14 protein-coding genes are annotated in these 19,464 nt (G+C 70.8%); 3 read left to right on the top strand and 11 right to left on the bottom strand.

Translation table 11 applies throughout. The features are described from left to right. Positions 1-137: 137 nt before the first annotated feature. Together ACT3UL_RS09220 and ACT3UL_RS09215 are read right to left on the bottom strand one after the other, a co-directional pair. Positions 138-1,928 carry a DEAD/DEAH box helicase gene (locus tag ACT3UL_RS09220; RefSeq protein WP_444577991.1) on the bottom strand — a complete coding sequence of 597 codons (1,791 nt, stop codon included), beginning with the start codon at positions 1,926-1,928 and terminating at the stop codon, positions 138-140. Between the two features lie 154 nt (positions 1,929-2,082). Further along, the gene (locus ACT3UL_RS09215) at positions 2,083-2,457 is read right to left on the bottom strand and encodes a DUF3039 domain-containing protein (protein ID WP_444577951.1); all 375 of its coding nucleotides are present in this window, start codon (positions 2,455-2,457) and stop codon (positions 2,083-2,085) included. Between the two features lie 90 nt (positions 2,458-2,547). Here ACT3UL_RS09215 and ACT3UL_RS09210 point away from each other — a divergent pair, with 90 nt between their 5' ends. Genes ACT3UL_RS09210 through ACT3UL_RS09200 form a run of 3 tightly spaced genes read left to right on the top strand, consistent with a single transcriptional unit; the run spans position 2,548 to position 5,137 of the window. Further along, on the top strand, positions 2,548-3,114 hold the full coding sequence (locus ACT3UL_RS09210; protein ID WP_444577950.1) for a VanZ family protein: 567 nt from the start codon (positions 2,548-2,550) through the stop codon (positions 3,112-3,114). Positions 3,115-3,134: 20 nt separating this feature from the next. After that, positions 3,135-3,998 (top strand): MurR/RpiR family transcriptional regulator, encoded by an 864-nt coding sequence (locus ACT3UL_RS09205; RefSeq protein WP_444577949.1) that lies wholly within the window; start codon positions 3,135-3,137, stop codon positions 3,996-3,998. Further along, complete coding sequence (locus ACT3UL_RS09200) at positions 3,995-5,137, top strand: serine hydrolase domain-containing protein (RefSeq protein ID WP_444577948.1); 1,143 nt, start codon at positions 3,995-3,997, stop codon at positions 5,135-5,137. Before ACT3UL_RS09205 ends, ACT3UL_RS09200 begins: the two co-directional genes overlap by 4 nt. 12 nt (positions 5,138-5,149) lie before the next feature. Here the strand turns inward: ACT3UL_RS09200 and ACT3UL_RS09195 are convergent, their stop codons facing one another. From ACT3UL_RS09195 to hrpA, 9 genes are all read right to left on the bottom strand, one after another. Further along, positions 5,150-6,007 carry an ABC transporter ATP-binding protein gene (locus tag ACT3UL_RS09195; RefSeq protein ID WP_443397691.1) on the bottom strand — a complete coding sequence of 286 codons (858 nt, stop codon included), beginning with the start codon at positions 6,005-6,007 and terminating at the stop codon, positions 5,150-5,152. Next, positions 6,004-7,881: a dipeptide/oligopeptide/nickel ABC transporter permease/ATP-binding protein gene (locus ACT3UL_RS09190; RefSeq protein WP_444577947.1), complete on the bottom strand. Its 1,878-nt coding sequence runs from the start codon at positions 7,879-7,881 to the stop codon at positions 6,004-6,006. The genes ACT3UL_RS09195 and ACT3UL_RS09190 overlap by 4 nt, the downstream gene beginning before the upstream one ends. A 3-nt stretch (positions 7,882-7,884) precedes the next feature. Then, complete coding sequence (locus tag ACT3UL_RS09185; RefSeq protein WP_444577946.1) at positions 7,885-8,862, bottom strand: ABC transporter permease; 978 nt, start codon at positions 8,860-8,862, stop codon at positions 7,885-7,887. 16 nt (positions 8,863-8,878) lie between these two features. After that, the gene (locus tag ACT3UL_RS09180) at positions 8,879-10,534 is read right to left on the bottom strand and encodes an ABC transporter substrate-binding protein (protein WP_444577945.1); all 1,656 of its coding nucleotides are present in this window, start codon (positions 10,532-10,534) and stop codon (positions 8,879-8,881) included. After that, positions 10,531-11,511 carry a GNAT family N-acetyltransferase gene (locus ACT3UL_RS09175; protein WP_444577944.1) on the bottom strand — a complete coding sequence of 327 codons (981 nt, stop codon included), beginning with the start codon at positions 11,509-11,511 and terminating at the stop codon, positions 10,531-10,533. Before ACT3UL_RS09175 ends, ACT3UL_RS09180 begins: the two co-directional genes overlap by 4 nt. Continuing rightward, a complete protein-coding gene (locus ACT3UL_RS09170) occupies positions 11,508-12,635 on the bottom strand; it encodes an exo-beta-N-acetylmuramidase NamZ family protein (RefSeq protein ID WP_444577943.1) in 1,128 nt (375 codons plus the stop codon). Before ACT3UL_RS09170 ends, ACT3UL_RS09175 begins: the two co-directional genes overlap by 4 nt. Positions 12,636-12,895: 260 nt before the next feature. Beyond that, the gene (locus ACT3UL_RS09165) at positions 12,896-14,353 is read right to left on the bottom strand and encodes an NAD-dependent malic enzyme (RefSeq protein ID WP_444577942.1); all 1,458 of its coding nucleotides are present in this window, start codon (positions 14,351-14,353) and stop codon (positions 12,896-12,898) included. 173 nt (positions 14,354-14,526) lie between these two features. Continuing rightward, the gene (locus ACT3UL_RS09160) at positions 14,527-15,129 is read right to left on the bottom strand and encodes a hypothetical protein (RefSeq protein WP_444577941.1); all 603 of its coding nucleotides are present in this window, start codon (positions 15,127-15,129) and stop codon (positions 14,527-14,529) included. A 382-nt stretch (positions 15,130-15,511) separates the two neighbouring features. After that, on the bottom strand, positions 15,512-19,399 hold the full coding sequence (gene hrpA / locus ACT3UL_RS09155) for an ATP-dependent RNA helicase HrpA (RefSeq protein ID WP_444577940.1): 3,888 nt from the start codon (positions 19,397-19,399) through the stop codon (positions 15,512-15,514). Between the last annotated feature and the right edge of the window lie 65 nt (positions 19,400-19,464).

The following is a 19,464-nucleotide window of genomic DNA, read 5'->3' as shown; positions in this document are numbered from 1 at the left end:
CTCGTGATCAGCATCACAACAAGGAGCCGATGGGTGCGAGGCCCAGGGCGTACAGGGCGCCGGCGACCGGCACGGGCTGGTCGCCGGGCGGGGTCAGCGGGCGGGCCGGACGGGGTCAGCGGGCGAGCCTGAGGAGCTCAGCGGCGGCCGACGAACCAGCCGCGCACGACGCCGATGCGCGCCTGGATCTGCTCAGCGCTGGCCTGGGCCACCGCGGGCCCGCCGCACCGGCTGCGCAGGGTGTTGTGGACCGATCCGTGCGGGATGCTGGACTTCTTCGCCCACGCCGAGACCAGCGTGCTGAGCTCCTTGCGCAGCTCCATCAGCTGGCGGTGGTCCACGACCCCGGGGGTGACGGGCTGGTCCGCGGAGCCGTTGCGCTTGCGCCGCTCCTGCTGCTGGGCCTGCTGCTGCTGGAGCACGGTGCGCATCTGATCGGCGTCGAGCAGGCCGGGGATCCCCAGGAACTCCTGCTCGTCCTCGCTGCCGGCCATGCCGCCGGCCCCGTACTCGCCGCCGTCGAACAGCACGCGGTCGAAGGAGGCCTCGGACTCGAGGGCCTCGAAGGTCATCTCGAGCTGGTCGCTGGTCTGCTCGGGACGGTTCGCCTCCTCGATCAGGCTCTCGTCCAGGCCGGTGACCTCGTCGCCGCTGGCCGGGCGCAGGTCCAGCACGTGGTCGCGCTCCGCCTCCAGCTCGGCGGCGTGGGCCATGAGGATGGGGACCGTGGGCAGGAAGACGCTCGCGGTCTCGCCACGGGTCCGCGAGCGCACGAAGCGGCCGACGGCCTGCGCGAAGAACATGGGCGTCGAGGTCGAGGTGGCGTAGACGCCGACGGAGAGGCGCGGCACGTCGACGCCCTCGGACACCATGCGGACTGCGACCATCCAGCGATCGTCGGAGTCGGAGAAGTCCTCGATGCGCTTGCCGGCGCCGGCGTCGTCCGAGAGCACGACGGTGGGCGCCTGGCCGGTGATGTCCTGGAGGGTCGCGGCATAGGCGCGTGCCGCCTTCTGGTCGGTCGCGATCACGAGCCCACCGGCGTCCGGGACGTGGCGACGCACCTCGGTCAGGCGTCGATCGGCGGCCGAGAGGACCGACTGCATCCATTCGCCGTTCGGATCCAGCGCGGTCCGCCAGGCCTGCTGGGTGATGTCCTTGGTCTCGAGCGCGCCGAGCTGCGCAGAGACCTCGTCACCGGTCTTGGTGCGCCAGTGCATGCGCCCGGAGTAGGTCATGAAGAGCACGGGGCGCACGACGTGGTCGCGCAGCGCCTCTCCGTAGCCGTAGACGTAGTCCGCCTTGGACCGGGAGAAGCCCTCGCCGTCCTCCTCGTAGATCACGAAGGGGATCTGCGAGGCGTCGGAGCGGAACGGGGTTCCGGTCAGGGACAGGCGACGCACCGCGGGATCGAACGCATCACGCACGCCGTCACCCCAGGTGAGGGAATCTCCGGCGTGGTGGATCTCGTCCAGGATCACCAGCGTGCGATCCGCCTCGGTGCGTGCGCGGTGCAGGGCAGGGTGCATGCCCACCTGGGCATAGGTCACCGCCACGCCCTGGTAGTGGGAGCCATGGGCGCCCTGGGCGTTGGAGAAGTTCGGGTCCAGCGAGATGCCCACGCGGGCGGCGGCGTCGGCCCATTGGGTCTTCAGGTGCTCAGTCGGGGCGACCACCGTGATGCGGCGGACGGTGCCCTCGGAGAGCAGCCCGGCAGCGACCTGCAGGGCGAAGGTGGTCTTGCCGGCGCCGGGGGTCGCGACAGCCAGGAAGTCCTTCGGGGCGCGGCTGCGATACAGCTCGAGCGCCTCGGACTGCCAGGCACGCAGCTTGGGGACGGTGCCCCAGGCGGCGCGTTCCGGGTAGGCGACGGGAAGCGATCGCGCGGCTGCCTCGGAGGGCTGGCGGGGATCGCTCGTGGAGAACAAGGACGGGGTGGTATTCACGGCGTGATCCACCGTACCGCCGCGGTACGACGACCCGCGCACCGGCGCGATGTGAGGAAGTCCGCGGGCACGTCGCGGCCCGGATGACCGCCCGGGCAGTCACCCGAGCGATCCCGCGGCCCGCCGCGGCGAGGGGTCAGCGTCGACCGCCGAAGAAGCCGCGGAACCCGCCGCCCTTCCCTCCGGAGCCGCCCTTGCCGTCGCCGCCGCCGTCCTGCGGGTCGCGGAAGCCCTCGTAGATCTCCTTGCACTCCGGGCACACCGGGTACTTCTCGGGATCCCGGCCCGGCACCCAGACCTTGCCGCACAGGGCGATCACCGGCGTGCCGCCGAGCGCGGCCTGCGTGATCCGGTCCTTGCGCACGTAGTGGGCATAGCGGTCGTGGTCACCGTCGTCGGTGGTCTGCTCCTTCTCCTGGAGCTGACGGTCCAGCACCGCGGTGCTGCCCGGCGCGGCCCCGGGGTCGTCGCTGTACGGGTCCAGCCGGGACGGGTCGGATGTGGAGGACATGGGCAACTCCCTCGATCGATGTCGTGCTGCCGTGAGCCTAGCGGCCCTGCCTCCCGGGAGACAGTCGCCGACGCTGGAACAATGCCGGGCATGGACGTCGTCGCCGAGTTCCTCCGCCGCCTGCCCCACGAGATCCAACACGTAGGGGGGTCCCTTCCCGGACGCCTCGGCGTGCTCGTGCTCGCGCTGGTGCTGAACGTCGGGTTCTATCTGCCCTCGCTCCCGTCCGGCACTCCCGGTACCGGGATGCCCGGCCTCGACAAGGCAGTCCACCTGCTGGTGTTCGCGCTGACGGTCTGGGCAGCCGGGCGGCTGCTGGCCCCTCGTCGGCGCTTCCCCATGGGGTGGATCGTGCTCGTCGCGCTCGCTCATGGTCTGTTCATCGAGCTGGTCCAGCTGGTGCTCCTCCCCGAGCGCGGCGCGGAGGCCGCCGACGTGCTCTTCGACGTCATCGGCATCGCCCTGGGAGTGGGTCTCTGGCTGGGGGAGCGGCTGCGCCGCGACCGCTCGGGAGCTCGCCTCGAGCGGGACGGGATCGAGCCGGACGCCTTCGCACCGGACCGGATCGAGCAGAGCGGCACGGGGCGCGCCGAGCCGGTGGATCCCGTCAGGTCACAGATTGATCAGGTTCCCGAGAACCCCGCTCCCCCGCGCTGAACCGCCCCTACGATCGGCGCATGAGCACCCAGTCCCACCTGCAGGCCGTCCGGGAGCAGCTGCCGCCGTCGATGCGCCGGGTGGCCGACGCGATCCTGGAGGACCCGCACCGGATCCTCCAGGGCACCATCACCGATCTGGCCGCCGCCTGTGCCACCTCCGAGCCCACCGTGGTGCGTCTGTGCCAGCGGCTGGGGCTCGCGGGCTATGCGGATCTGCGGCTCACGCTCGCCGGGGAGCTGGCCTCGGAGCAGGTGCGCCGCCTCCGTCGCGGCAGCACCCACGGGGCCGATCTCCCGGCGGACTCCACGCTCGCGCAGATCGTCGCGGACATCGCCCTGACCGAGGCCCTGGGCATCGAGGAGACGGCCGCGACGCTCGACATCGCCGAGCTCCACCGCGCCGTCGAGGCCCTCGCCGACGCCCCGATGGTGCTCCTGCACGGCATCAGCGCGTCGGCCTCCGCGGCGGGCGACCTCGAGCGCAAGCTCCAGCGGATCGGGCGCAACGCCCGCTGCCTCCGGGACACCCACGATGCGCTCGCCGCCGCCGCCCTGATGGGACCGGGCCAGGTGGCGCTGGGGTTCTCCCACAGCGGCTCGACCCACGAGGTCGCCGCCGTCCTCTCCCGGGCCCGGACCGCCGGAGCCCGGACGATCGCCCTCACCAACAGCATCGAGGGCCCGGTGGTCGCGCAGGCCGACATCGTGCTGCACACCTCGGTGCGCGAATCCACCTACCGCTCCGGAGCGATGGCCTCCCGATCGGCCCAGCTGCTCGTCGTGGACTGCCTGTTCGTGGCGATCGCCCAGCGCAGCCGCGAGGACACGGTCGACGCCCTGCGCACCACCTACGACGCCCTCGAGGAGTACAGGAGAACATGACGCGCATGGAGGACACCGACGCACCGGACCCGAGGGACGGCGCCGTGCAGCACCGGCTCGAGGACCTGGTCGCCACGCTGACCCGGGACGCAGCGACCTCGCCCGCGGACGGCCCCACGATCGAGGGCGCCGTCGCCGCGGCGGCCGCCGTGGACAGCCCGGGCCGCCCCCTCGCCCGCGCGCTCGCGGGCACGACAGCACTCTTCGACGCCGATGGCACCCGCCTGCCCGCGGACTCCCCCGAGATCATCCCGCTCGTGGGAGACACGCTGTTCGACATGGCCTCGGTGACCAAGGTCGTCACGACGCTCACCGCGGCCACGCTCATCGACGACGGGCTGCTGGATCCGGAGGCCCCGGTCGCCGAGCACCTCCCGTCGCCGCACCCGTCGATCACGGTGCGGCAGCTGCTGACGCATACCGCAGGGCTGCCGCCGGTCATGCCGCTGTGGCAGGTCCCCGGCGGCCGCGAGCAGCGCCTGGCCGCCGTCGCCGGGGCGCAGCTCGCCACCGCACCCGGCACCGCGCACGCCTACTCCTGCATCGGCTTCATCCTGCTGGGCTCCCTGCTCGAAGGGCTGACCGACACCCCGCTGCCGGAGCTGGCAAGGGTGCGCGTGCTCGACCCCGCCGGGGCGACGAGCGCAGGCTGGGCGCCGCCCGCCGAGGAGGCCGCTCGTGCCGCAGCCACTGAATACCAGGAGGACCCGCCGCGCGGGCTGGTGCGCGGGTCCACCCATGACGAGACGGCGTGGTCCGTGGGCGGCGCCGGCAATGCAGGGGTCTTCGCGACCCTCGACGACGCGCTCGCCCTCGGACGGGTCCTGGCCGGTCGAGGACCGGGGCCGACGTTCTCACCGACGGTGCGGACACTGCTGACCAGCGACCAGCTGCCCACCGGAGTGGGCACCGGCGCTCCCTGGCGGCAGGCCTTCGGGCTGCGGCTGGGTCAGGAGCTCGCCCCGGGCGAGGTGCTGCCCCGGGTGGTCGGGCATCCCGGGTTCACCGGCACCTCGGTCCTCGCCGATCCGACCACGGGCACCGTCGCCGTGCTGCTGACCAACCGGGTCCACCCGCGCCGGACGCGGTTCACGGTCGACCGGTCCCGGCGCGGGCTGGCCCGCATCGCGTTCGTCTGAGCGGCGGGTCGATCAGCCCAGTCGGGCGCCCGGGTTGGGCGCGGCGGCCAGCAGTCGCTTCGTGTACTCGTCCTGCGGGTCGTCGATCACCGCATGGCTCTCGCCCTGCTCGACCACGCGGCCATGGTGCATGACCATCACCTGATCGCTGTAGCGTCGCGCGCTGCCCAGGTCATGGGTGATGTAGAGGACGGCGAGGTCCTCGTCGCGGCGCAGCGAGTCGATGAGGTCGAGCATCTCCTTGCGGATCGTGACATCGAGCATCGAGACCGGTTCGTCGGCGATCAGCACCTTCGGGGAGGCGGCGAGCGCCCGGGCGAAGGACACGCGCTGGCGCTCGCCGCCGGAGAGCTCGTGCGGGAACCGGTCGAGATAGCGCTCGGCCGGGGTGAGGCCGACGCGCTCGAGCAGCTGGATGCACCGCTCGTGCACGGCGGCCTCGCCGCGGGCGTCCTGATGGATGCGCACCGCGCGCCCCAGCGTGTAGGCGATCCGCCGCAGCGGGTTCAGGGAGGCGAAGGGGTCCTGCAGCGTGAGCTGCACGTCCCCCACGTACTCCCGGTGCCTCGAGCTGCCGCTCGTGGGCACGTCGCGCCCCTCCAGCAGGATCCGGCCCGAGGTGGAGGGGATCAGGCGGGCGAGCATCCTGCCCAGCGTCGACTTCCCCGAGCCGCTCTGGCCCACGAGGGCGGTGACCCTGCCCTGGACCAGCGAGATCGAGACGTCATCGACCGCCCGCATCGTCTGCTGCCGGCGCAGCAGGCCGGACCGGGCGCCGACCGGGTACTCCTTGACGAGGTTGCGGCCTTCCAGGACCACCCGGGCGTGGGCCCGGGCGGAGGATCCGTCGGTGGTGTCGGTGAGGGTCATGCGAGGCTCCCCAGTTCTGCGAGCGAGGACAGCAGGTTCTTGGTGTACGGGTGGCGGGGATCGCGGTAGATGTCCACGGCCGGGCCGTACTCGACGAGCTCGCCGTGCCGCATCACGGCGATGGAGTCGGAGATCTCCAGCAGCAGCGCGAGGTCGTGCGTGGTGAACACGATCGCGAAGCCGTACTCCTCGCGCAGCCGCATGATCTGGTCGAGCACATCGCGCTGGACCAGCAGGTCCAGGGCGGTGGTGGGCTCGTCCATGAAGATCACGTCAGGTTCGAGCACGAGCGCGATGGCGATGGCGACGCGCTGCTTCATGCCGCCGGAGAGCTCGTGGGGATACGCCTCCAGACGGTTCCCCTCGATCCCGACCCGTTCGAGGTGCTCGCGCGCGATGGCGGTGCGCTCGGCGGGCGGCAGGCCCGGCCGGTGCACCCGGATCACGTCGTCGAACTGGGCGTGGATCGAGGTGACCGGGTTGAGGGCGTTCATCGCGCTCTGGAACACGACGGCGATCTCGTTCCAGCGCAGGGCACGCAGCTCCCGGTCCTCCAGGTGCAGCATGTCCGTGGCGGTGCCGTCCTCCCCGCGGTAGGTGATCGACCCGCCGGCCACGTCCGCCGGGGGTCGCAGCAGACGGGTGACCGCGTTGGTGAGCGTGGACTTGCCCGACCCGGACTCCCCCGCCAGTCCCAGGACCTCGCCGCGACGCAGGGTCAGCGAGACGTCCTGGACGGCGTGCACCGTGCCGAACGCCGTCGGATAGTCCACCCGCAGCGAGTCGACCTCGATGATCGGGGATCCCGGCATCGGCGAGGGCCGCAGCTGCGGCGCGAGATCCGGATCGGTCTCCGGCGTGCTGTCCGGATCGGGACCTCCGTCGCGGTCCTGCGTGAGGGCGACATGCTCGGCGGTCGCCGGAGTGGCCCCGCCCGGGGCGGCGGAGGCCGCCGACGCGGTCCCGGAGGCCTGGACGTTCGCGGCGGTCGCGTCGGCGCCGGCGGCCCGGCTGCCACGGCTGCCGGCCCGGGCGGCGGACCCGGTGCGCAGGCGCGGATTGGAGTACTCGTCGATCGCGAAGTTGATCAGGGCGAGGCCCGCGCCGATCACGGCGATAGCGAGGCCCGGCGGCACGTACCACCACCAGGCGCCCGCGAGCAGGGCCTGGGAGTTCTGGGCGAAGTAGAGCATCGAGCCCCAGCTGGTGGTGGTCAGCGATCCGAGGCCGAGGAAGGCGAGGCCCGCCTCGGAGAGGATGCCGCCGATCACGGAGAACAGGAAGCCCGAGGCCACCAGCGGCAGCATGTTGGGCAGGACCTCGTAGAACATGATCCGCAGCCGGCTCTCGCCGGTCGCGCGGGCCGCCTCGACGAACTCGCGGTTGCGCAGCGAGAGGGTCTGGGCGCGGATCACGCGGGCGGAGCCGGCCCAGGAGGTGATCGCGATGACGATCGCGATCGAGAGCAGGCCCCGGGAGGGCAGGTACCCGGTGAGCACGATCAGCAGGGGCATCCCGGGGATCACGAGGAACACCGCGGTGAGGATGTACAGCAGGTCGTCGGCGACCCCGCGGAGGTACCCGCCCAGCAGGCCCACGGCCACGGAGGCCACCTGGGAGACGACGCCGGCGAGCAGGCCCACCAGGAGGGACGTGCGGGCGCCCGTCATGAACTGGGCGAAGACGTCCTGGCCGGTCTGCGTGGTGCCCAGCCAGTGCCGGCCCGACGGGGGCTCGAGCATGTCGAACGACGTCGAGTTCGGGTCGAAGCGGGAGATCATCGGGCCGAAGACGGCGAGCACGACGAAGACGATCACGATGATCAGCCCCGCACGGACCTTCCCGCTCTTCGGGATGAGTGAGGAGATGGACATGGCTCAGGCCCCCTGACGAGTGCGCGGATCGAGGAACACGTAGGCGGCGTCCGCGATGAGGTTCGCGACGATGACTGCGAGCGAGATGACGAGGAACAGTCCCTGCATGAGCGGGAAGTCCTGGGCGGAGACGGCCTGGAAGAGGGTGTATCCCAGTCCCGGATAGTTGAAGATCACCTCGGTGAGCATCGATCCGCCGACGACCGCGCCGAGCGCGAGGGCGAAGCCGGTGATGCTGGGCAGGATGGCGTTGCGGGCGGCGTATCCGAACAGCACCATCCGATTCGGCAGGCCCTTCGCCTCAGCCATCGAGACGTAGTCCTCGCCGAGGATGGTGACGGTCATGTTGCGCATCTGCAGCACCCAGCCGGCGAAGGAGCCGATCACGATGGTCAGAGCGGGCAGCGCGGCGTGGAAGACCACCGAGCCGATGAACGACGGGCTCAGCTCGGGGAACATGGTGCGGTCGTAGGCCCCGGCGTAGGGGAACCAGCCGAACGTCACCGCGAGGATCAGGACCAGGATCAGGGCCATCCAGAAGTACGGGATCGCGTTGAGGAAGGTCAGGGCGGGCAGCACATGGTCGGACCAGGTGCCGCGCCGCCAGGCGAGCAGCACGCCCAGACCGGTGCCCAGCACGAAGCTGACCACGGTGGAGACGCCGACCAGGATCATCGTCCAGGGCATCGCCCCGGAGATGATGTCGATGACGGGCACCGGATAGTTGCTCAGGGACACCCCGAGGTCGAAGTGCGCCAGATCGGCGAGGTAGCGCCCGTACTGGATGATCAGCGGGTCGTCGGAGATGCCGAACTGGGCGGCGATCGCCTCGGCGGCCTCCGGTTCGATCTGTCCCTCGGACCCGGCGATGAGCACACGCACGGGGTCACCGGGCATGAGCCTCGGGATCAGGAAGTTCAGGGTCAGGGCGGCCCAGGCGATGAACGCGTACAGGCCCAGCTTCTTCAGCAGATATCTCATCGGTTGCTCCTCCGCCTCAGTTCGTGGTCCTGGTCAGGTTGCGCAGCACCATGACCCGGTCGGCGTTCTGCACGGGCGCTCCCAGCGCATAGGGGTCGTCCTCGTTCGGGAATCCCGTCCAGACCTCGGTGTTGTAGTTGAACCAGTTCGGTGCGGTGACGATCGGCAGCGTGGGCATCTGCTCGATCATGATCCGCTGCAGGCCCTCGACGGCCGTACGCTGCTCCTCCTCGTCGTCGGTGTCGGAGAAGGTGCGCAGCAGCTCGTCGGTCTCGCCGTCGTACCAGCGCTGGAAGTTCGCGACCACCGGCTCGTCCCCTTCGGTGCGGTACTCCGAGGAGAGCATCGAGCGGTAGAGGTACCAGGGGTTCTGCCCTGCCCCGGCCGTGGAGATGGTGATGTCGAAGTTGCCGGTGTCGCGCGCCTCGAGCCACTGCTCGAAGGAGATGCCGCGCGGGGTGAGCGTGATGCCGATCTTCCGCAGCTGGGAACCGAGGATCTGGCTCGTGGTCACCCAATCGTTGTAGCTCGAGGGGATCGGCAAGTCGAAGACGAGGGGGGTGCCGTCGGGGGCGACCCGGGTCCCGTCCTCGCCACGGGGGTACCCGGCGTCGTCGAGCACCGTCTCGGCCTTCTCGACATCCACCTCGAACTCGAGGTCCCGGTACTCCTCGGCGATGAACTCCTCATAGGTGGGACGGGGCAGCCCCGTGGGGTGGGGTGGTCCGAAGTACTTCATGTACGCGATCTCGGCGATCTCCTGCCGGTCCACGGCCAGGCTGATCCCGCGCCGCAGCTCGAGGTCCTGGAACAGCTCCTTCTCGAGGTTCAGCGTGAGGTTCACGGTGCCGTTGCCGGGATACCAGTAGCCACGGTTCTCAGGGTCGTGCTCCACGAAGATCTTGTCGATGTTGGCGATGAACCCGCCGGACCAGTCGATCTCCCCGGCCTGCAGGGCGGTGTTCATGGTCTGCGTGGTGAACGAGGGCCAGGCGAGCTCGCGCGGCTCGAACTCGTCGGCCGCCCAGTGCTCGTCGTTCTTCACGAAGGTGTACAGCTGGTCGGAGAAGCGCTCGAGCCGGTACGGGCCGCTGCCCATGGGCTCGGCGATCTGCTCCGTCGAGGGGTCCTCGAAGGCGGAGAACACGTGCTCGGGCACGATCGGCCGGGTGCAGATGTCCGACTCCTGGGCGAAGGACGTGCTCTCGAACTCGATCCGTACCGTCGTGGGATCCACCGCGGTGGCGTCGACGACGCCCAGGGCCACCGTGTTGGTGGCCGGGAAGTCACGGTGCATCAGGAATGTGTACACGACGTCGTCAGCGTCCAGCGGCTCTCCGTCGACGAAATGGACGTCGTCGCGCAGGGTGAGGACGAGCTCGGTGCCCCCCTCGTTCCAGACCAGCTCCGTCGCGAGCCAGGGCTCGGACTCCCCCGGGGTCATGGCGGTGGCGAGCCGGAGGTTCTCGTAGATCAGACCGCTCGCGCCCTGCAGGGGCACGCCGCCGTAGGGGTTGAAATTGGGCTGGAAGGTGGTGGAGTCGTTCGCGTGGATCCGCAGCGGCAGGTCCGCGCCCGCCGCGTCCTTCCCGGAGCAGCCGGCGAGCGCCGCCGTGCCGGCGGCACCGACGGAGCCGAGCATCAGTGCTCGGCGGGTGACCTCTGGTGTCATCGGGTGGTTCCTTCCTGTGCGCGGATCACGTCTCCGTGATCCGTGGGCACCGTGTACGACGTGAATGTGCGCAGCGAGGTGAACCCTCGCGAGGTGTAGAGGCGATGCGCGGGCGAGTCCGGCCCGGTCCACTGGAACCAGGCGTGGCCGAGGCCCGACCCGGCCATGTGGAGCAGGGTGGCGTCCAGCAGCGCGCCACCGACGCCCCGGCCCCGGGCCGCGGGGGACACTCCGAAGGGTCCGAAACGTGTGGGATCGCGGCCGACGGCACCCCAGCAGGCGACGCCGAGCAGCTCGTGCGACGCGCTGCGGGCCAGCAGGATCCGCTCCGTCGCCCCGCCGCCCTCGACGTGGGCCCGGAGCGTCTCGGCCCAGTCCGCGGCGAGGTGCTCGCGGACCATTCCGCAGAGCTCCTCGAGGTCCTGCTGGGTGCAGGCACGGATGCCGATCTCGGGCGGCCGGGGGGCCGGCTCGAGATCGTGGAGCGTGCGGTGCATGGCCAGCGCGCAGCCGGCGGGACGGCCACCGTGGACCTCGAGGAACGCCGCCGTCCCGGGGTCGGCGTCGGCATCGACCCCGGGGGCGGCATAGCCGTGCGGGCGGCCGCTGATACGCAGGCCACGGGCTCCTCGCTCCCGAGCGGCATCCGTCCCGGCCTGCAGGAGCGCGCTCCCGATACCCCGGCGACGATGAGTCGGATCGACCGCGCCGCTGACCAGCCAGGCCGATCCGTCCGGTGCGGAGAGGTCGAGATGGACGTAGCCGAGCGGACCGTCCGCGCTCTCCGCGACGATCACCACCGTGTCGCTGTCACGTCCGGCGGCCAGGAGGTCCGCCATCAGTCCCGTGCCCAGCACCGCGGTCCGGGAGGTGGAGGTCAGAGCGCTCAGGGCGTCGACGTCGCCGGGGCGCAGCCCGGTGCGCAGGTGCACACCGGGGGTCGAGACCGCCGGGGAGGTCGGTGTCGCGGGGCTCATCGCCGCAGCTCGATCGGGGCCGGGGACGCCGCCAGGATCTCCTCGTAGTCGGCATGGTCGGCGATGCCCTCCCGCAGAGCGGCCGAGCCCCACAGCAGATCGATGAACTCCGGTCGGCCGGGCGCTGCCTCGCGCCAGAGCGGCTGGTCGGGGTAGAGCCGGGCGACGGTGGACAGGATCGCATGACCGATCCGCAGAGGATCGAAGCCGGCGGGGTCGGCGTCGGCCCGCAGATGCACCTGCACCCCCTGGACGCGCTCGCCGACGAACGCGCTGTGGGTGGGGCGATAGTTGGACTCGCGGAAGCGGACCCCCGGCAGGTCGAGCTCACGCAGCGCGGCGGTGAGCTCCGGACCGCACCAGGGTGCCCCGAAGACCTCGAAGGGGCGGGTGGTGCCGCGCCCTTCGCTCAGGGCGGCGCCTTCCAGCAGGCCGGTGCCGGGGTAGAGCGCGACCGTGGTCAGCGTGGGCATGTTCGGGGAGGGCGCGACCCACGGCGCGGTGCCGTCGGCCCCGGGCGCCTCGATGATCTGGAGGTCCAGCGGATGCTCCAGGTGGTCCGCAGCGATGGTGCGGGCGATGCCGCCGATCCGGGTGCCATGGCGCAGCGGGACGCCGAACCGGCCCACGAAGCTCGAGCAGCGCGGGTCGAGGCCCGGGCCGAGCGCCGTGGTGGCGAGCGGGGCGGGCCGGTCCAGCACGGTGAGCGGCAGGTCGAGGGCCGCGCAGGCGGCCATGACGTCGGTCATGCTCCACATGTAGGTGTAGAACCGGCAGCCGATGTCCTGGAGATCCACGACCACCCGGTCGATATCGGCACCAGCGACCAGGTTCTCGAGCTCCCGGCCCTGCAGCTCGTAGGCGTCGAGCACCGGCAGGCCGGAGGCCGGGTCCCGGTCCTCGTCGTTGCCGGTGCCGGCCTGTCCGGTCCCCCAGTACCCGTGCTCCGGGGAGATCAGGCAGCGCAGGTCGATCCCCGCAGCACGAAGCGCGTCGACCCCGCGGTCGAGGTCCTGCGTGACGGCGGCGAAGTGGGTGAGCAGCCCGATCCTGCCTGCAGGGAGGAGATCAGGGGCGGCGAGCACCCGATCGAGGCCGGTGAGAGGTTGTGACACGAACGACATGTCAGCAAGCTACACAAAGAAACTGGATTACGTAACCCGGTTACGCATCGCGAGATCCTGCCCTCGCGGGGTCCCCCACCCCAGCTGCGCCGCCTCGTGCACGCCGCCCGGTGCATCTTCCAGGCGCACGGACGGCGCGGCGCCCACCGCATGGTGCGCGCCGCGCCGACCTGCCGCCCGGGATCGTGCATCACAGGATCGTCCGTCCTGGGACCGTGCTTCCTCGGATCGTGGATCCCGAGGGCGGGTTGCCCGCAGGCTCAGCGCTCCAGCGTGATCTCGTCCGCGTAGATCGCGGGCATCGCACCGGTGATCGTGTCGATCGTCCCGGCGTCCTCCCGCGCAACCTGCTCGACGGCCGCGGCCACCGCCTTCGTGACGCCCTCGTGGAAGACGCTCGGCACGATGTAGGTGGGGTTGAGCTCCTCGGTGGAGACGACGTCGGCCAGCGCCTTCGCGGCCGCCAGCAGCATCCGATCGGTGACACGGGTCGCGTGGGCATCGAGCAGCCCGCGGAAGACGCCCGGGAACGCCAGCACGTTGTTGATCTGGTTGGCGAAGTCGCTGCGCCCGGTGGCGACGACCTCGGCGTACTTGGCGGCCTCGGCCGGATCGATCTCCGGGGTGGGGTTCGCCATCGCGAACACGATGGATCGCTCGGCCATCGTCGAGACGTCATCGGCGGTGAGGATGTCCCCGGCGCTGACACCGATGAACACATCGGCCCCGGCCACCGCATCGTGGAGCGTGCCGGTCAGCTCACGCGGGTTGGTGACCTCGGCGATCCAGGGCAGGCGGCCCTCGAGCTGCTCGCGCCCCTCGTGGACGATCCCGTCGATGTCGGTGACGATGACGTCGCGAGCGCCGGCGGCGCGCAGCAGCCGCAGGATCGCCGTCCCGGCCGCCCCGGCGCCGGAGAGCACGATCCGCGCTGTGGAGATGTCCTTCTCCACTACGCGCAGGGCGTTGCGCAGCGCGGCGACGACGACGATCGCCGTGCCGTGCTGATCGTCATGGAAGACGGGGATGTCCAGCTCGGCGCGCAGCCGGTCCTCGATCTCGAAGCAGCGGGGCGCCGAGATGTCCTCGAGGTTGATGCCGGCGAACACCGGGGCGATCGCCTTGACGTGGGAGACGATGTCGTCGACCGAGTGGGCGTCCAGGCAGATCGGGAAGGCGTCGATGTTGGCGAAGCGCTTGAAGAGGGCGGCCTTGCCCTCCATCACCGGCATCGCGGCGAGCGGTCCGAGATCGCCCAGTCCCAGGATCGCGGAGCCGTCCGAGACCACGGCGACGGTGTTGCGCTTGATGGTCAGGCGGCGGGCATCCTCGGGGTTCTCGGCGATCGCCTTGACCACGCGGGCGACGCCCGGGGTGTAGATCATCGAGAGGTCGTCACGGTGGCGGATCGGCAGCTTGGACTCGACGGTGAGCTTGCCGCCGAGGTGGGCGAGGAAGGTGCGGTCCGAGACCTTCCCGAGCTCGACCCCCTCGACCTGCTTGAGGTCGTCGACGACCTCGATGGCGTGATCGTGACCCGCTGTGAGGACGGTGATATCAGCGCGCATCCGCTCGGGCCCGGAGGCCGAGACATCGAGTGCGGTGACCGTGGCCCCGCGTTTCTCGATCCTGCTGGTGATGTCGCTGACCGCGGCGGATCGCGCGGCGAACTCGAGTCGGATCGTGATGGAGTAACTCACAGATGGCAACGGTGACATGGGCTCAGCGTAACGACGTCACGTGGTCTGTGGGGGCGCGCCGCTCCGACGCTCACCGGACATCCACATCACTCCTGGCCCCACGACCGGGGACACCGCCGTGCCGAGGCACGGTCCCTCCTCCGTGACAGACGGCGTCGTGCCGTCGCGGAGCAGCTCGGTCCTGGTCCCGATCAGTCGGTGAAGGCGTCCACGTCGGCGGCGTGGCGCTGCCAGAGGAGTCGCGCGTTGGCGACCTGTTCGGCATAGCGGTCCGGAAAGGCGGAGGACTGCACGGTCTGCGCCGCGGTGCCCGGATCCCAGGATTCGGGATCCGCGACCAGCTGGGTGAGGCCCGCGTTCTGCGAATGCTCGGACAGCCCGAGGAAGGCGTCGACCGCCTTCTTCTTGTGGCGCACCTCGGCGGCGGTTCCCCAGCCCATCGACGGGCGCTGCTGGAACAGGCCGCCCGAATCGGCGTCCACGGCAGGATCGTAGTTGTACAGCCAGGACTCCACGATCGCCGTGATCAGCGTGATCACCGTGGCGGACTCGCCGAGACCGTGTCCCTTGCACACAGCGATGATGAACCGGGCGTTGTCGACCTGCCAGTCGTCCATGTCGTCGACCAGGAAGCCCTCGCGAGTCTCCGGGCGGGTCATGAACTCCTCGGTCCATTCCTCGTCGGCGGCGCTGGCAGGGGCGATCGTCGCCACCGAGGTGGCGGCCGCGAGGCCGAGCGCGCCGGCGAGCAGGAGCCGACGACGGGTGAGCGGAGCGGTCAGGGAGTCAGCCATGGAGCAGAGGTCCTTACACGGTGCGGGAGCAGGGGGAGCCGCCCGGTTCGCTCCGGGCCGTGCCAACGTAACGAGATGATCACGGCGCGTGAAGGGCCTGGTCCGGAGCACGGGGCGAGAACGGCATCGGTCTTTTCATCGCCTTGACCTGAACCCGACCTGCGCTGTGACCGTGGGTTCGGGGCATCGCTCCTGGTCGTCGCCGCGCATCGGGCGTCGGGCCGGGATTCCGACTCCGCCGGGCCGACCGCACCGAGAGGAGTTGTAAAAGTTCTGCACTGTGACCGCGGGGACAGCCCCGGCGTGCCGCGCACCACGCTCTGTGCTGACGCCGAGGCGCACACCGCCCACGACCCACGAGGAGCGGCACGGCCTCCGGAGTTCAGCCGAGGTCGGCGATCGCCTTGCGGATGCGCTTGTCGGAGACCGTCTGCTTCGTGCCCAGGGTCTGTGCGAACAGGCTGACCCGGAACTCCTCGATCAGCCAGTCGATCTCCCGGGCCGCCGGCTCGGCACGGCGCCGTGCGGACAGCTTCGCCTTCGCGGTGGCCCAGTGCTGCTCGAGGTCGCGGATCTGCCAGGCGAGCTGCTCGTCGCGGCGCGGGTTCTCGGGCAGCTTGTCCAGCCGCATCGCGTCGGCCTCGAGGTAGCGGCGCAGGTCGGGCAGGTGGTCGATGCCCGTGCGGGAGATGAACCCGTTCCCGAGCAGGGAGGCGGCGTGCTCCTTAATCTGCGTGAGGTGGGACAGCACCGCGAGCGACGGGGCCCTCCCCAGCTCCTTGGCCAGCTTCGCGTTGACCGCGAGCGCGGCGGCGGCGTCCTTCACCGCCTGCGCGGCGACCTGTTCGTGGCGTGCACGGACCGTCGCCGCGAGCGCGTCGTACTCCGCCCGCGTGCGCACCTGGGCCGAGCCGGCCAGGTGCACGGTCGCCGCCCGGGAGGCATCTGCGAGCAGGGCCGCCGTGGACCCGTAGTCCGATCCGGCGACCGCGAGCTTGGTCGGATTGGGCAGGGCGTTGAGCACGGCGGAGAGATCGGAGCCGAGATCGCGGTCGAGCAGGGCGATCACGCCCTGCGGATGGGCGAGAGCCTGCTCGTCGGCGGTCGCGAGCACGGCGAGGTCCACCCTCTCCAGCCGGCCGTCGGCGCCTCGGCGCGCGACCAGCGAGGGATAGCCGGTGACCTTCAGCCCGCCCACCGTGGATTCATGGATCATCGTCACGCCGTCCTCGGGGAACCCGGGAACGTCCTTCCGGGCGAGGCCGTCGGCCTGCGCGGTGACCGAGGCGTCCACCCTCTTCTTCAGCTGGTCCTTGAGCGTCTCCAGGCCGTCCCCGGAGCCGATCTCGCGGCCCTTGTCGTCGACCACCCGGAAATGCATCCGCAGGTGAGCGGGGAGCTTCGCCGTGTCGAACTCGGCGCCGTAGAGCTGCAGGTCGTCCGGGACGCCGGGCAGGGCCACGAGCTCGTCGGCGACCGCCTCGAGGAAGGCCTCCCCGGCGTCGGGGTCGTCGTCGTGCAGCGTCGCGGCGACCGACGTCGCGCGGTCCGGCGCGGGAACCAGGTGCCGGCGGATCGTCTTGGGCAGCGAGCGGATCAGCTCGGTGACCAGCTCCTCGCGCATTCCGGGGACCAGCCAGTCGAAGCCGCGGTCCTGCAGGCGGTTCAGGACCGCGAGCGGGATCGTGGCGGTGACCCCGTCGGTGCCCTTCGCGCCCACGTCCCCGAAGGAGTAGCTCAGCGGCAGCGTGATGTCGCCCTGCACCCAGGTGTCGGGGAAGTCCGCCTCGATCGCCTCGGCCACGCCCTCATCGGCATCCAGCAGATCCTTCTCGGTGAGGGTGAGCAGGTCCGGCGTCTGGTGGCGCTGCTTCTTCCACCAGCTGTCGAAATGGGCGCCGGAGACGACCTCGGTGGGGATCCGCTCGTCGTAAAAGCGGAAGAGCTGCTCGTCGGAGATCAGCAGATCCCGGCGTCGGGTCTTCGCCTCGAGCTCCTCGAGCTCGGTGATCAGGGCGCGGTTGTCCCGGAAGAAGTGGTGGCGGGTGCGCCAGTCGCCCTCGATCAGGGCCTTCTGGAGGAAGATCTCGCGGGCGGCCGGGGGGTCGATGCGTCCGTAGCCGACCACGCGGTCCGCGACGATCGGCACCCCGTAGAGGGTGACCTTCTCGTGCGCCATGGCGCTGGCTTGCTTCGAGGACCAGTGCGGCGCGGAGTGGGAGCGCTTGACCACATGCGCGCCGATCTCCTCCGCCCAGGCCGGGTCGATGCGGGCCGCAGTGCGGCCCCAGAGCCGTGAGGTCTCCACCAGCTCGGCGACCATCACGTAATCAGGGCGCTTCTTGGCCAGCGCCGATCCCGGCCACAGCGCGAAACGGGCGCCGCGGGCGCCGGAGTACTCGCGGGTGCGGTCGTCCTGCAGACCGACGTGGGAGAGCAGGCCGGACAGCAGCGCCTGGTGGATCGCCTGCGGGGAGGCGTCGCTGTCGTTGCGCGAGAGGTCCGAGTCCTTGGCCATGTCCTTGAGCTGGGAGTGCAGATCCCACCACTCCCGGATCCGCAGGTAGTGCAGGTGCTCGGAGCGCACCTCGCGGCGGAATGCGGAGTTCGACAGGGCCTTGCGGCGCTCCTGGAGATGGTTCCAGAGGTTGAGGTAGGCGAGGAAGTCGCTGGTCTCGTCCTCGAAGCGCTTGTGCTTCTCCTTGGCCTGCTGCTCCTGGCCCAGCGGCCGTTCGCGCGGGTCCTGGATGGACATCGCCGCGACGATGATCAGCACCTCGCGCAGCGCGCCGAGGCGATGCGCCTCGATGAGCATGCGTGCCATGCGGGGGTCCAGCGGGAAGCGGGCCAGCGCGGTGCCGACGCGGGTGAGGCGGCGGCCGCCGGGCTCGCCCGGAGCGGCCTCGATCGCCCCGAGCTCGTCGAGCAGGCGCACACCGTCGGTGATGGCGCGCGAGGCGGGCGGCTCCACGAAGGGGAAGGACTCCACGTCCCCCAGCCCCAGCGAGGTCATCAGCAGCACCACGGAGGCGAGCGAGGTGCGCAGGATCTCCGGTTCGGTGAACTCGGGCCTGCCCTCGAAGTCCTCCTCGGAGAACAGCCGGATCGCGATGCCGGCGGAGGTTCGCCCGGAGCGTCCCGAGCGCTGGTTCGCGCTGGCCTGCGAGATCGGTTCGATCGGCAGGCGCTGCACCTTGGTGCGCTGGGAGTAGCGGGAGATGCGGGCGAGGCCGGCGTCGATGACATAGGCGATGCCGGGGACGGTCAGCGACGTCTCGGCGACGTTCGTGGACAGGATGATCCGGCGATAGGTGCCGGACGGGGGCGGGCTGAATATCTTCTGCTGATCCTGGGCGGAGAGACGGCCGAACAGCGGCAGCACCTCCACCGGCAGCGCCGTGCGGCCCCTGCGTCCCTGCTCGAGATGGGCGGTGAGCGCCTCCGAGATCTCGCGGATCTCCCGCTCCCCGGGGAGGAAGACGAGCATGTCCCCGGGGCCCTCGGCGGCGAGCTCGTCGACCGCCTCCGTGATCGCCTGGGTGAGATCGCGCTCGACGGAGTGGATGTCCTCGAGCTCGTCGTCCTCCTCGATCTCCGCCTCGAGCACGAGCGGGCGGTAGCGGATCTCGACCGGATAGGTACGACCGGAGACCTCGATGATCGGGGCGCTCGTCCGCTCGCCGGAGGGCAGCGCGGAACCGAAGTGCTCGGCGAAGCGTTCGGGATCGATCGTCGCCGAGGTGATGATGATCTTCAGGTCCGGTCGCTGCGGCAGGATCTGACGGAGGTAGCCGAGGATCACGTCGATGTTCAGGGACCGCTCGTGGGCCTCGTCGATGATGATCGCGTCGTAGCGCTTCAGCAGCCTGTCGCGACCGATCTCGGCGAGCAGGATGCCGTCGGTCATGAGCTTCAGCCGGGTGCCACGGCCGGTCTCGCGGGTGAAGCGCACCTGGAAGCCGACGGTCCCCTCCCCCAGCTTCTCGCCGAGCTCGCTCGCGATGCGCTGGGCGACGGAGCGGGCGGCGATCCGCCGGGGCTGCGTGTGGCCGATCAGCCGATTCTTCTTCCCGTACCCGAGCTCGAGCAGCATCTTGGGGATCTGGGTGGTCTTGCCCGAGCCGGTGGCGCCGGCGATCACGACGACCTGGTTCTCGCGGATCGCCTCCATGATGTCCTCGCGGCGCCCGGAGACGGGCAGCTCGGCGGGATACGAGATCCTCGGGCCGGAGGGCACGGTCTGCTCCGGGGCGGAGGGGCGATCAGTCATGGTTCACCACTCTAAGCGGCACCCGCCGCGCCGCGCCCTGGAATATCGCCCGAGGGCACCACGCG

Source organism: Brachybacterium sp. 107 (assembly GCF_052379725.1).
Lineage (GTDB): Bacteria > Actinomycetota > Actinomycetes > Actinomycetales > Dermabacteraceae > Brachybacterium.
This window is presented reverse-complemented; position numbering and strand designations above follow the sequence as displayed.